This window comes from Paraburkholderia sp. TE9906 (genome assembly GCF_056279605.1).
In genome coordinates, this window is record NZ_JBWCCT010000005.1 from 573,844 (window position 1) to 587,736 (window position 13,893).

The 13,893-nt window shown below is 60.8% G+C and carries 9 protein-coding genes and 1 pseudogene; 2 read left to right on the top strand and 8 right to left on the bottom strand.

The genetic code is table 11. From position 1 onward, the window contains the following. Positions 1 to 82: 82 nt before the first annotated feature. A complete protein-coding gene (locus tag ACZ9H4_RS16605) occupies positions 83 to 1,177 on the bottom strand; it encodes a tartrate dehydrogenase (protein ID WP_476119738.1) in 1,095 nt (364 codons plus the stop codon). 114 nt (positions 1,178 to 1,291) lie between these two features. On the opposite strand from ACZ9H4_RS16605, the gene ACZ9H4_RS16610 reads away from it, so the two are divergent. Then, complete coding sequence (locus ACZ9H4_RS16610; protein ID WP_408328806.1) at positions 1,292 to 2,203, top strand: LysR family transcriptional regulator; 912 nt, start codon at positions 1,292 to 1,294, stop codon at positions 2,201 to 2,203. A gap of 36 nt (positions 2,204 to 2,239) precedes the next feature. Here ACZ9H4_RS16610 and ACZ9H4_RS16615 read toward each other — a convergent pair whose 3' ends face one another. Then, entirely contained in the window at positions 2,240 to 2,545 is a 306-nt protein-coding gene (locus ACZ9H4_RS16615) for a hypothetical protein (RefSeq protein WP_408149551.1), read from the bottom strand. A 616-nt stretch (positions 2,546 to 3,161) separates the two neighbouring features. Further along, positions 3,162 to 3,929 carry a class II aldolase/adducin family protein gene (locus ACZ9H4_RS16620; protein ID WP_476119741.1) on the bottom strand — a complete coding sequence of 256 codons (768 nt, stop codon included), beginning with the start codon at positions 3,927 to 3,929 and terminating at the stop codon, positions 3,162 to 3,164. Between the two features lie 193 nt (positions 3,930 to 4,122). Between ACZ9H4_RS16620 and ACZ9H4_RS16625 the strand changes: the two genes are divergently transcribed. Next, a complete protein-coding gene (locus ACZ9H4_RS16625; protein WP_476119743.1) occupies positions 4,123 to 4,389 on the top strand; it encodes a hypothetical protein in 267 nt (88 codons plus the stop codon). 98 nt (positions 4,390 to 4,487) lie between these two features. On the opposite strand, the gene ACZ9H4_RS16630 is transcribed toward ACZ9H4_RS16625, so the two are convergent. From ACZ9H4_RS16630 to ACZ9H4_RS16650, 5 genes and pseudogenes are all read right to left on the bottom strand, one after another. Next, on the bottom strand, positions 4,488 to 6,413 hold the full coding sequence (locus tag ACZ9H4_RS16630; RefSeq protein ID WP_476119745.1) for an SMP-30/gluconolactonase/LRE family protein: 1,926 nt from the start codon (positions 6,411 to 6,413) through the stop codon (positions 4,488 to 4,490). Between the two features lie 195 nt (positions 6,414 to 6,608). After that, positions 6,609 to 7,643: pseudogene (locus ACZ9H4_RS16635) on the bottom strand (SEL1-like repeat protein); the annotation flags it as partial. A 131-nt stretch (positions 7,644 to 7,774) separates the two neighbouring features. Further along, complete coding sequence (locus tag ACZ9H4_RS16640) at positions 7,775 to 9,103, bottom strand: SEL1-like repeat protein (RefSeq protein WP_476119747.1); 1,329 nt, start codon at positions 9,101 to 9,103, stop codon at positions 7,775 to 7,777. Between the two features lie 3 nt (positions 9,104 to 9,106). Beyond that, positions 9,107 to 11,044, bottom strand: coding sequence for a phospholipase D-like domain-containing protein (locus ACZ9H4_RS16645; RefSeq protein WP_476119749.1), 1,938 nt, complete (start codon positions 11,042 to 11,044; stop codon positions 9,107 to 9,109). A gap of 2 nt (positions 11,045 to 11,046) precedes the next feature. Then, positions 11,047 to 13,707, bottom strand: coding sequence for a type VI secretion system Vgr family protein (locus tag ACZ9H4_RS16650; RefSeq protein ID WP_476119751.1), 2,661 nt, complete (start codon positions 13,705 to 13,707; stop codon positions 11,047 to 11,049). Positions 13,708 to 13,893: the final 186 nt, after the last annotated feature.

Here is a 13,893-nt window from a genome sequence, read left to right on the forward strand (position 1 = left end):
TCAATCTCTGCATGGGTGCAGTGAGATCGCCCGTGGCGGGTCCGCCCGGGCGTTATGTTTTTTGTGTGAGCTGCGCGGCGCGTCAGGCCGCCTTGGCTTCCGCCGATGCCTGCGATGCGAGCAGCGCGCACACCGCATCGGTCACCTGCACGGTGGTGGCTGTGCCGCCGAGGTCGCCGGTATGCAGCGACGAGTCCGCCGTCACGCGTTCGATCGCCGCCATCAACTGACGGGCCGCGGCGTGCTCGCCGAGATGATCGAGCATCATCACCGCCGACCAGAACGTGCCGACCGGATTCGCGAGCCCCTTGCCCATGATGTCGAATGCGGAGCCGTGAATCGGCTCGAACATCGACGGATAGCGGCGCTCGGGATCGAGGTTCGCCGTCGGCGCGATGCCGAGGCTGCCCGCGAGTGCCGCCGCGAGATCGCTGAGAATGTCCGCGTGCAGGTTGGTGGCCACGATCGTGTCGAGTGTGGCGGGCCGGTTCACCATGCGCGCGGTGGCGGCGTCGACCAGCTCCTTGTCCCAGCGCACGTCCGGAAACTCCTTCGAGATCTGCAGTGCGATCTCGTCCCACATGACCATTGCGTGGCGTTGCGCATTGCTCTTGGTGATCACCGTGAGCAGCTTGCGGGGACGCGATTGCGCGAGGCGAAACGCGAATCGCAGAATCCGTTCGACGCCCGCGCGGGTCATCATCGAGACGTCGGTCGCGACTTCGATCGGATGGCCCTGATGCGCGCGGCCGCCGACGCCCGCATACTCGCCCTCCGAGTTCTCGCGCACGATGACCCAGTCGAGGTCCTTCGGCGTGCAGCGTTTCAACGGCGCGTCGATGCCGGGCAGAATGCGCGTAGGCCGCACGTTCGCATACTGATCGAAGCCCTGGCAGATCTTCAGGCGCAGGCCCCATAGCGTCACGTGATCGGGAATGTGCGGGTCACCCGCGGAGCCGAACAGGATCGCGTCCTTGTTGCGAAGCGCGTCGAGTCCGTCGGCCGGCATCATCACGCCATGCTCGCGGTAGTAGTCGCCGCCCCAGCCGAAATCCTCGAACTCGAATCTGAAAGCGTCGCTGCGCGCGGCGATCGCTTCGAGCACACGCTGGCCGGCGGGCACGACCTCCTTGCCGATGCCGTCGCCGGGAATGGTTGCAATGCGGTAGGTCTTCACTGGATGTCTCCATTGTGTTGAATGCATGGCTGCATCGTAGAACGGCGAGCGCCCGCGAAAACGCTGCTAAACTCAAAGCATTCTTAACCCTAGGTTAACAATGGACCCGCTTCGATGAGTGCGTCGATACAACCGGACGACCTCGCGTTCTTCTCTACCCTCGCCGCCAGCGGCAGTCTCACGGCGGCGGCGCGCGAACTGGGCCTGAGCACGGCGGCCGTCAGCAAGCACCTCGCGCAAATGGAAGCGCGCGCGGGTGTGTCGCTCGTCAACCGCACGACGCGACGCATGAGCCTCACGCCCGAGGGCGATCTGTACCTGACGCGCGCGCGCCGCATCCTCGGCGAAATGGACGATCTCGCGCAACTGCTCGGCGGCTCGCAGGCGGCGCCCAAAGGCCTGCTGCGCGTGAACGCGACGCTCGGCTTCGGGCGCAGTCACGTCGCCCCGCTGATCTCGAAGTTCGTGCGGCGCTTTCCCGAGGTGGACGTGCAGTTGCAACTCTCCGTCGATCCGCCGCCGATCAGCGAGGATGCCTTCGACGTATGCGTGCGTTTCGGCGAGCCGCCGGATGCGCGCGTGATCGCGCGCCGCGTCGCGCCGAACCGGCGCTTGCTGTGCGCGTCGCCGGCCTATCTTGCCGGGCGGCGTGCGCCGCGCAGTCCGGTGGAGCTGGCGCAGCACAACTGCATCGGCATTCGCCAGGGCGACGACGGCTACGGCCTATGGCGTCTGACGAGCGGACGCGGCGCGAACGAAAGAACGGAGACGGTGCGCGTGCGCGGCAATCTCACCACCAACGACGGCGAAATCGCGGTGAAGTGGGCGCTGGATGGACTGGGGATTCTGATGCGGGCGGAGTGGGATATCGCGGAGTATCTCGCCGATGGCCGGCTCGTTCATGTGCTGCCCGACTACCGCACGCCGGGCGCCGATATCTACGCGGTGTATCCGCAGCAGTTGCAAATGACGGCGCGGGTGAAAGCCTTCGTCGACATGCTGGTCGAGACGCTCGGCGCGCGCTGAACGGGCTGTGTCGCGCCGGGCGTCTGCCTTGACCGCTTACTGGCTCGCGCCGGCGGCCTTCTTCTCGGCCTGCTGCAGCTTGGCCGGATAGTTCGGATCGTTCGCGGCCGGTTGATAGCCCGCGTCTTCGAGTTTCTTCAACTCGGCGTTCTTCTTCGCGCGGGCCTCCTTGTGTGCCGCCTTGCGCTCGGCTTTGGTCGGCTTTGCCGGCGGCGTGGCCGCATCGGCCGGCGCAACCGACGCGGCGCCGGTGTTCTGTGCCGAGGCGAGCGGAATGCCGCCTGCCATCATGGCGACGACCGAAACCCCAAGCGCGATTCGTTTAATGGCAATGCTCTTCATAACGGATATTCCTCCGGAAAGTTGGCAATAGCATTGAAGGCTGTCTGCGAGTTTTCGTTCACGACGGCGAGTCGCACGCGATCTTCGTTCGGTATGGGCTCGCCGGTTAAAGCTTACAGGCAAACGGCGCGATTGCATCTGGCGAATGTCGCATCGCAGCGTCAGTGCGCAGTTGTCAGATGGGAGAGGAAATGATAGCGGGCCATCCTCGTTCGATGTATTCCGGATTAGTTCGTTCAGGCGGCGCGAGCTATCGGATCACGCCGGCGTCGAATGTCGACGCCGGCGCATGGGTCACGCGCGACGCGAATGAATCGTCGAACAACCCGGTGCTGGCGTCGACGGGGCTGACGTATTCGCCGTCGAAGGCGACCGTGGCCTATGGGCAGGTCGGCTTCGTGCCCCATCACGGCGGCATGCACACGGGGCTGTCGGTCAACAACGCGCTGAACCTGCCGACGGGCACGACGGCCCGTGTAAATGTCGGCATCCGCCACACGTTCTGGCAAAGGCCTGGCGGCCGAGGCGCTCTCTCGAGACCGAACGCACCTGACCGACGCGCCGCGAGAGCGGCGCTTTGCGTCATGTGCGCCCGCACGCGCCTACGCGTCGGCGGCTACTGGTCGAAACCCGGATTACGCCGCGTCAGACGACGCAGCAAGCCAGGCCACACCAGATCGGCGCCCTTGCCTTTACTCACTTCGCGCGCCTGCTCGCCCATCGTCGCGATGATCGACTGCGGCACCTCGATCAGCTTGCCGCCTGCCTGCGCGAGGATCTGTATCCGGCACGACGTTTCGAACAGATACATCGCCTGAAATGCTTCGGCGACCGAACGACCGCAGGTCAGCAAGCCGTGATTGCGCAACATCATGTAATTGGCGCTGCCGAGGTCGGCGACGAGCCTCGCCTTTTCGGCATCCCGCAACGCGACGCCTTCGTAGTCGTGATACGCGAGGTTAGTCAGCACGAAGCCCGATTGCTGCGACAGCGGCAGCAGACCGTCCTGCTGCGCGGCGACGGCAACGCCATACGCGGTATGCGTGTGCAGCACGCAATTCACGTTGGGCCGCGCCTCGTGCACGGCGCTATGAATGACGAAGCCGGCGGGATTCACATCGAAGCTCGTCGGCATGACCGGGTGCCCCTCGTGATCCACTTTGACCAGGCTCGACGCGGTGATCTCATCGAAGAAAAGGCCATACGGGTTGATCAGAAACTCATGCTCATGCCCCGGCACGCGTGCCGAAATATGCGTGAACACCAGATCGTCCCAACCGAACAGCGCGACCAACCGATACGCGGCCGCCAGATCGACGCGGACTTGCCATTCTTCGGGCGACACCATGTGACGAACGCTGGGAATGTCGAGTGCTGGATTCATGACTGACCTTCATGGGAACAGGGGCGCGGGGTGGGCGGACGCCGGCATTTCTGCATTGCAGAATAATGGTGCGGAGAAATCGATGTCAAGCGGGCTTCCCTCGCTTTCACATTCGAGCGGCATGCTACAAGTTTCGCGAACCCTCGATCCACACCGGATACAAGCCACAGCTTGCCTCCCGAAGCATTCGTGCATGTTGCATCGAATCATCGACAAAAAGGGCGAGCCGCTTAAAAAACCGGCGCTCGCGATGAAAATGGCCGGCACCGTCACCGACGCGAGCGCGATCCGCAACCAGTTCGACAAGGCCGTGAAGGCGCTGCCGCCGCAGAACAATCCGCAGAGCGTGACCAAGGTCGATGCTCAGGGTGGATTCGTGATCGGAAATCCGCTGGCGGCGGTAGTTCAGGGTGGGCAGTTGAAGTCGGCGGCGTTGAGTTCGCTGACGGCGGCGAAGTGAGAGTCTACTGGTGATGTGCGAGACAGGCGCCGTGTGAAATAGGGCGCCTGCCTGTATTTGAAGACCGAATCGCTGCGGCTCGACATCTGAAAACGCGCTCAAGGCGTCCAGCGATAAACCACTATGCTGGAGCCGTTGTAGTTGTCTTTCGTGATCACATACTCGCCGGTCGATCTGAGGTACGCCCGTAGGCCGTACATCGAATCCACGTCGTTACCGACATCCACCGTACCCGGGCTCGTATTGATCAGCGTGGTGGCGAGGCTGCCCGTCGTGAGATTGAAAACGTCGATGTTCGGCACGGTATGCACGTAGCCGAGGAAGAGATAGTTGCCGGCCGCCGTCATCGACTTGGGATTGGCGCTCGGGATGTTGATCACCGGGTCCGGTTTCGTCGTGTTGCCCGCGCTCCAGCCGTGATACACCTCGATTCTCGTCTGGATGGCCGTCCAGTCCCAGCTGCCGGCTATGCCTTGCGCAAGGATCATGGTGTCGCTTTCCGGCAGATAGATGATGCGTGTCAGCGGCCGGATGCTCTGCGGCGTGGAGATCGTGACGGCGGGTCCCCAGGTTGGCTTGCCACTGGCGTCGAAGCCGGTCAGCGGGTAATGGTAGATGTGGTTCGTGCGGTCGAGACCCGCCCACACGTCTCCCCGGCTGTCGATGCAAAATCCGCCCGTGACCTGCAGATTCGTATTGAACGCGGGCCCCGGGATCGCTGCATCCGGTATGGCGATGTAGCCGTTCGCCGCGTTGAAGTGGAAGAAGTAGAGGATGCCGGGGTTCTGGCCTGACGCCACGAGAATCCGGTTTCCGCCGACCGTGACGAGCTGACCGAAATGCTCGTCGCGCTGGGTGTCGTTCATGTTGAGGCGCGGATCGGACGGATAGGTGAACGGGTCGATGGTGTTGGCGACGAAGGTGCCGCCCGCGGTGCCGGTGTAGATGTGGCTGCCGCCATAGAAGTAGGCGCCGTCGGTGAGCGGGTCCGGCGCGCCGACTCCCTCGAAGTTGAGGGACTGAAGCTTCCACTGCAAATTGCCGGCGCTGTCGTAGGCATGCAGGTCGGTGGCGCCATTGCGGCCCAGGTCCCAGCCGCCGCCCCATGGATTATTGAGCACGTACAGATTGCCGGCGGCGTCCCGGCCGATGCCGGCCACGCGCGTGAAACGCTTGTCGCCGACCTGGCCTTTGATGCCGGTGGTGGTGTCGAGGTAGCCGCCCTGCACGCCGAACGTGCCGACCTGCGTTGGCTTCCCCGCGATGTTGTACAGCTTGATGTTCATGTCGGGGCCTTCATCGCCGACCATCAGTTGCCCGGACCATGCGTCGAAATAGAGTGCGGACGGCCGCGAGGCCGTGCCCATCTGAATGGTGTTCAACAAGGTGCCGGTCGGACCGAATTCGACCACCGTGCCCGCGCTCTTGCGGGCCACCCAGAGATTGCCCGCGCCATCGACGGCGAGTGCGCCGGGGCTCGACACGCTGATGTCCCGCTGCCAGACGCCGTCGGTCGTGAAGACCCGGACGCGATTGCTGAATATGTCGCTTGCATAAAGGAGCGAACCCGAGGTCGCGAGTCCGGTGATCACGTCGCCCCGAGCGACGGCGTTCCACACGCTGACGGAGATGACGAGGTCGCGCTGGCCGGTCACGCGGTTGTATCGCCCTACCGATCCTGTACCGGCTGAAGTGCCGAATTGCAAGGGCGTGAAGATCGAGGTGGCATTGCCGGTAATGGCACCGCCCTGAAACTCGCTGTTGATTCCGATGGAACCGATGGCCTTGCCGTTCTGATAGATCGCGACGCCACCTTCGTTTTCGTCCCACAGCGATGCCGTATAGATGACGCCTTCGGGCGCGACCCACATCGAGCGAGCCGCGTTGCCTACGTGGGTGGCAAGGGTTCCGCCGGTGTTGGCGAGCCAGTCGGTGGTGTATTGCGCCTGAGATGCTGGCGTAATGAGTGCGAGCAGCGTTGTCACGGCGGCCAGAAATGCCGCATGGATTCGTTTATTGATCATGGGTGATGTGCCCTGACGGTGGTACGTCAGTCACATGGAAGCGCGGGATGGAATGCTGAGTATCGGAGAAAAAAAAGCATTCGTCAGACAATAAATATCTGAAAAAATAATCCGACTGGATGGAAATGTGAAAGGGTTTGAAAGTGATGGATGTCGAAAGAGGTGCGATTAGGCAACCCTGCGAGGCAATGCATGTTCCGACTGTGCCGATTTTCCCTCCGGTTCAAGCGGCAAGCCCGTGGCCGGGTCAAGGTGTTTTTCCCGAGCCAGCCTTGCGACCAGTTCTTCGGATGGCTTTGCCGGCGGCACTGCCGTGTCCTGTTCCTTCTGCCACTGGAACGTGCCGTCCCACGGCGGCAGTTTGGCGGGCGGCAGCGGCACGATCCTGTCGATGTCCGTCACCTTCGGGTTGCGGCCGTCGTTTTCGTTGAGGAATTGGCCGATCAGCTTGTAGCGACGCGAACGTTCAAGGTCAATAGGTAACGCCATGTAGTTAAGTACATCCGACGGCTGCGTATTGAACCCGTCTTCCAGAAACGAAGCGGACTGCGCATCGCCCGCCTGGACACCCTTTTGAAACGCCTTGACGGCTTCGGGGTAAAGCTTATCGGTTTTCACATCAATGCCGAGATAGCTTGCTGCCCTGCCGTGTCCCTGATCAGTTGCACATTGGGTCATCTGCCGGGAAATGGCCGGGGCCCTGTCCCTTGGCGCAAGGAGGTCACCAACATAATACTGTGCATCGGGATTGCCGAGATCGGCCGCCTTGCGGAAATAGCGAAGTGCCAGTTCGCTGTCCTGCTTCACGCCATAGCCCAGTTCCAGGTAGTGCCCCATGTCGTAGTAGCCCCCGGGGATGCCCGCCTTAACCAGTTGTTCGGCCAGACCTACCGTTTCCCTGGCGGGATTAGGCGATGTGGCAAACCCCTGCGAAACAAGCTTCTGCAGATTGCCATTCGCCTTGTAATGACCGTGAGCCGCAGCAATGCGGTAATAGCGAGCGACTTCGTTGAAGTCCTTTGGACCATCCTGTTTCTGCAGGTAGCGACCGTACAGGAACAACAGGCCGGCGTCAGGATCAAGTGCTGGCAGATGGTCCGCTTCATAGACACAGGTAAATGCAAGATTGGCGCGAACAGCGCTCAGGTCCGGTAGCGAAGCCAACGAATTCTCCTTGTTGCAGGCGCATATGACGAATGCGAGACTGATGGTCAGGACGATTCTCTTCATGACTCAGCCCGTATGCTTCCGACCTTTGAGTTGCGCATAAAACGAATAACCGATGCGATGCCGCTCTTCCGATTCTCTGAAAAATGAATAGCAAGTTCGAGCGTAGAGATAGTTCCAGCGGAAACATGGCCTTACCTTTCACCGTCCATTGATGGATGGGTGTACCTACCAGGTTTGACACCTTCTGCCTGAGCGTCGTATGAGACGAGTCGCCAGTTGACTTCCACGAAGTGCTGCCGCATACCAAGCAGCCGGTCGAGTCCCGGTATCAGGCGTGGATCGTCATAGACGAGTGGCGGCACGATTTCTCCCTTGGTGAAGCGCAGGGTGGCGTCGAGATTCCCCCGTGCGACGTGCGGCACGCACCAGGTGCCGTTCTCCGGGCAACGCTCTCCTGTGCGGGCAATCGTGCCGAGCGGTACTCGATCGGCTTGTGCCGACTTTCCCTTCGGTTCGAGCGGCAAGCCCGTAGCCGGGTCAAGGTGTTTTTCCCGAGCCAGCCTTGCGACCAGCTCTTCGGATGGCTTTGCCGGCGGCACTGCCGTGTCCTGTTCCTTCTGCCACTGGAACGTGCCGTCCCACGGCGGCAGTTTGGCGGGCGGCAGCGGCACGATCCTGTCGATGTCCGGTATCTTCGGGTTGCGGCCATCGTTCTCATCCAGGAATTTGCCGATCAGCTTGTAGCGGCGCGAACGTTCGAGATCAACGGGTAAGGCCATGTAGTACAGGTCGTCGGATGGCAGCGTGTTGAAGCCATTCTCAAGAAACGAAGCAGACTGCGCATCTCCCGCCTCTACGCCCTTCTGGAACGCCTTGACGGCTTCGGGGTAGAGCCTGTCTGTTTTCACGTCGATGCCGAGATAGCTTGCTGCCTTGCCGTGCCCCTGATCAGTTGCACACTGGGTCATCTGTCGGGAAATGGCCGGAGCCTTGTCCTTTGGCGCAAGGAGGTCACCGACGTAATACTGCGCATCCGGATTGCCTAGGTCGGCCGCCTTGCGAAAATAGCGAAGTGCTAGTTCGCTGTCCTGCTTCACGCCATAGCCCAGTTCCAGGTAGTGCCCCATGTCGTAGTAGCCGCCGGGGATACCAGCCTTGATCAGTTGTTCGGCCAGATCTACCGTTTCCTTGGCGGGACTGGGCGATCTGGCGAATCCCTGCGAAACCAGCTTCTGCAGATTGCCATTCGCCTTGTAATGGCCGTGAGCCGCAGCAATGCGGTAATAGCGCGCGACTTCGTTGAAGTCCTTTGGACCATCCTGTTTCTGCAGGTAGCGACCGTACAGGAACAACAGGCCGGCGTCAGGATCAAGTGCTGGCAGATGGTCCGCTTCATAGACACAGGTAAAGGCAAGATTGGCGCGAACAGCGCTCAGGTCCGGTAGCGAAGCCAACGAATTCTCCTTGTTGCAGGCGCATATGACGAATACTAGACTGATAGTCAGGGCGATTTTCTTCATGACCTAGTCCGCATAGCTTCTGTCCTTGGATGTGCGCATAAAACCAACAACCGATGCGATAGGCGATAGCCCGTTCTTCTGATTTCTTGCGTTCTGATCGATGATGTCTGACCACGCCTTGAACGCATCCGCAGGCGCGTCCGACGCACCGTTCTTTCTTCCCTTCGTATGCAGCCCCCACAACCGCCTGCGCAACGCCCGCGTCACATCCCCATGCTCATGGCAGATATTCAGTTCGCTGTCCGCCTCCATGCTGCGTATGTTGACGTTTGCCGAACCGAGCGTCATGAAAACGTCGTCCACGATCATCAGCTTCGCGTGGATATACACGTAGTCCCATTTCCCTGGCGGTGAATCCGGAGCCACCAGCGTGCATACGTGAACTTTCAGCCCGGGAATTTCGGCCGGCAGGATCGGCTTACCGTCGTCTGTGTTCTCGCGTATCCGCCGTTGCAATGCGGTCACTCTCGCCTCTGCCGCGTCTTGTGCCTGCTGTGCCGCGGCCCGCTCCTGCGCGCCGCTGGCATTGCGCATCTGGGTATTCGCCGAAGTTATCTGTTTCATCGCTTCGGACAGTTCACTGCCAAGCGCGTCGGCCCGCTCCTCCCTGGCAACGCCGGGTAGCGTGTCAGCTCGACCCAGTGCGCCCAGCATGCGATATGTATTGACCGTCCCTGCGCCGATGCCCTCATCGTTCGAATTCGTAATCACGAACAGATAGAGCGAGCCGTGTTTGCCCGGATCACGCCCTCCGCTAATCTGCGCGGCGGCCGCGTTCTTGATCTTTTCCGCCAGCGGCACATATCTGAAATACTGGTTCTCGATATAGATAAAACTCGTCGCGTTATTCACCGCCTGCAGGTACATCGCCTCGATGTCCCGTTTGCCGTGTTGCGACTGCGTGCGAAGAATCTGCGCCATCACCGGCGTATCGAAGTCTCGGCGCAGCTTCAACTGGCCCGCGATGCCCGCACGTGACCGGGCAAGCGTCTGGCCAGTCGCCTCGTCCCATGCCTGACAGAAGTTACGATTCAGGTATTCAAGGATCGGACCGCTTACCCGGCTCGACATGTCTTCCCGAGGATGCTCGCCGTTACGGCCCATCCTGGGATGCATGCGCACATGGCTGTGATCGTCACGATCCCAATACGTATCGAGCGTGTTGTGCCCCATCACGAAACCGACCGCCTGATCCGGCAGTTCATAGTCGACCAGCACCATCTTCTGGTGATGCGTCGGCTCGGCGGCTCCCATGGAGAGGCTGTTCTGGGTCCTGGTGTACTTGCTGCGCTGCGAATCATTGCCGTGCAACGCCGTTCGAAATGCGATTTCCGTGCGGTTACTCAGGCTGAAGTCGCGCGTGGCAAATTCGATGCCTTCAAATGCGTCCTGCTCAACCGCGAACGGCTGACGCATCAGACGTCTCTTCGTTACGTTGTTCAGGTTGGCGCGCCGATACCATTCGAGGTCGAACTCCAACTGAAACTTCTTCTGATAATCACGTGAAACCATCGACATGCCCGGCATCGAGAGGAGCCAGTCGGGCATATGCGGTTTGAGCATCGTCGCGACGTTGTTGCCCGGCATATTGTTCTCGCTCCACTCCGCGACGTGCAGGTCGTCCATCCAGCACAGTAGCCGCACTCGAACTCCGTCCGCGCCTTTGCGCGCCAGGAGCTGCCCGATCGGCACGGTGTCGTTGGCACCACGCTTGAAGTACATCGACGGCTGGAAGCCCCAGCAGATGATATCGACCGAGCGTTGCGCATTCAGGATTGCGTCGTAGACCGCACCAAATGCTTCCTCTCCATTCACCAGTGGCTTGAATGTCGCCTGCGCCGGATTGTATTCGGTGCGCTGCACGAACCATGGGAGGGTGAGTGTCGCCCTGTTGGTGCTCGCCAGTGCTATAGGCGTGGTTGTTGCGTTTTGTTGTGTCATTCTCAATCTTCCGAACCCGAACTCAGCAGATCGCTATAAGACTGTCGGTGCATGGCCCGATCGACGGCCTCGGCATTACCTTCCGGCATCGCTTCGTGATATTGAAAGCCCCGATTTGCGAGGGTGCCGTTGACGGTATCGCCCCGATACGCTTCGGCTACTGGAAGAGTGTGCGTGACGCCGTTCGCCAGTTCCAGCGTGTACTTCCGGGTAGTCATGTGATGATCGACCAGAAGCTGGCCCGTCGAGTCGAACACCCCCTGCTTCATCAGCTCGCCGTCGGCAAACAGTTTGTACGGCATGCCTGTCGGGATGCCTCCCCGCGATGCTGGGGACGCCATTGCGTGAAGCGTAAGAAGCATCGTCGGCAGACCTGCCAGTCCCGGATGATTGAGGTTCATGGGGACGTCGTACGATTGCGCTCCCCGCTTCTGGACCGTGATAATTTTGAGGAACAGGTCGCCCGGGCCACCCAGCGTGATGTTGCCGTCTGCGAGCTTCACGAATGCGCCACCGCACGCCAGAATCAGTTCCTTCGAAGCAGCAATGTCAACCTTGCCGTCGACGCTTGCCACTGTGACATCCCTGTCGGCGAGCAACGACATCGCGTCGCTCTGCGCCTGGATTTCGACTGGCCCCCTGGCTGCGAACAGCCTGATACCCAGTTTCTGCGCGAACAGCGACACCAGTTCACCCGCCGCCACCGTGAAGCGCTTCACTGCGCTGACATCGACGCTCTTTCCCGCCACCGCTGAGATGTTCTCCTGTGCCGCCAACTGCATGCCACGACCCGACACGATGCCGATGGAGGCCGGCGCGCTCGCCAGAATGCCGGGCTGCTTCAGCCCGTCCAGTTCATCCTTCACCTGTTTTTGGGCGTCGGTATCGGCGGGCGCGGCTTTCGCTGTCGTCGCTGAACCTGCCAGTGCCCTGGCAATCTCCAGTGCGCTTTCAAGCTGCGCAATGGGGGCCTGCATGTCCAGTTGCTGGGCCGCCGCCTTCGGCTGGTCGTGCGCCGTGACGTACAGCCCCTTGCCCGCGCGCAGTGCCCCCCACCCGGACGTGCGCAACTCGAAGCCCTCACCGCGCCGCTGCTTCCCCGAATCGACCAGATAACCCAGATTCAGCTGGCTCTTGCCTGAGTGTTCCGTTGACAGCTTGATACTCTCGTAGCCCTTCCAGTCCTCCATGCGCAGCTTGTTGTTGCTCTGCGTACGGATCACATTGCGCGAGAGCCAGCGGTCCTGATTCGTGATCAGGTCCACCGCCTGGCTGTGATGGTGGAACTGCGAGATATATGGCTTGTCCGGATTGCCGTCGCGGAACTCCAGCACCGCTTCGTCACCGTCCAGCGCCGGGAAGTGGAAGCCGGTCTGTAACCTGCCCGCGAAGGGTTTGGCCAGACGTAGCGGCACGCTTTCACCACCCGGATTCCATTCGTCGAAGTCCAGGTCGAAGCGCACCGTGTAGTAGCCCTGCTGCGTCAGGTATGCATACTCGTAGCTGCCCGGCGATGTGACCCGCGCGCTCAGCGTGCCGGTGATCTTCGGCCACGTGTCTTCTTCGAGCTTCAGGCGGAAGCGCCGGTCGGCCGGCATTGCTTTGTAGCTGTTGCGGTAGGCCTGGTCGCGTGCACCGTTATGCGTGACCTCGATGATTACCTGTCCGTTGGGCGCATCCGGCAAATCCTCGTCCATGCGCAGCACCCGCGCCGGGCGCAGATCAAGCACATTGCTCCCGCCTTCGTAGATCACCTGCCAGGCAATCGCCGCCTCATGACGCAACTGTGCTTCCCACTGCGCGCCATCCTGGTCAAGATGATGCGTGCCATAGACGTACGACTGTCCGTACGTCGTCGTGTCCTTCTTCGCGACATTCGCATCAGCCCTGAACCGCTCCCATGCCTGATCCGGGTTGTAGTCGGCCACCAGCACCGCCTGCGGCACCGTCTCTGCGTGCATCTCCAGCGCGAAGACCGATTCGATGCCGGATTCCAGCCCTGCCTTCTCGCGGTACGGCACCTTCAGTTCCGGCGTATAGACGTAGTGATCCACGTCGTCGGCGAATACGATCACATCGCCGTGTTTGCCCTGCACGAAGTAACTGTAGATCCCTTCCTTCTGCATCAGGATCTGGATATACGCGAGATCGGAAACCTGGTACTGGAACCGGAACGGGTGCTGCGGATACTGACGCCGCAGCCTGAAAACGAACTGGTTCCCTGTAAAAGCATGACGCCGCAGGATCGCTTCGATGATCTGCGGCGCGCTCTGCTGCTGGTAAATGCGGCTCGTACGCGTGAGCCTCAGCCGCGCGATATGCGCCTCGACCACCATCCGGTAGCTGCTGAAGTCCTTCGTCGTCTTGGTCTTCGAAAAGCGCGTGATGCAGCCTGCAAACACACGCGGCTCGCTGCTATCAGAAGCATCGATCGTGAACGTCGCGTCACGCCCGAGATAGTCACCCCGCGCAAGACTCTCCGGGTGCGTGAGCTCGATGGTCACGCGATACGGCTCACCCATGCGCTCAACCGCGGTGAACGAAACCACCGACAGCTCCCGCCCATTACCCGGCCCGGTCACCTCCAGAAAATACGACTGCCGACCTGTCAGCGCTGTCAGACTATTCGCGTACTTCTCCACGTTCTCCAACAGATCCGCCATCGTTTTTGTTCCTTGTGCGTCGCGGCAGCGCACGCATTTCCAACGAGTTATCAACGACAACCCGGCATGCGTGTTCGCGGGCAAAGGTAAACGCTTTCAATCTCACTGTGAATATCGATTCAGTCATTTTTTATGACTTAACAAAATTTTCCAATTCAAATATTTCGAGATGAAATTTATATGCTA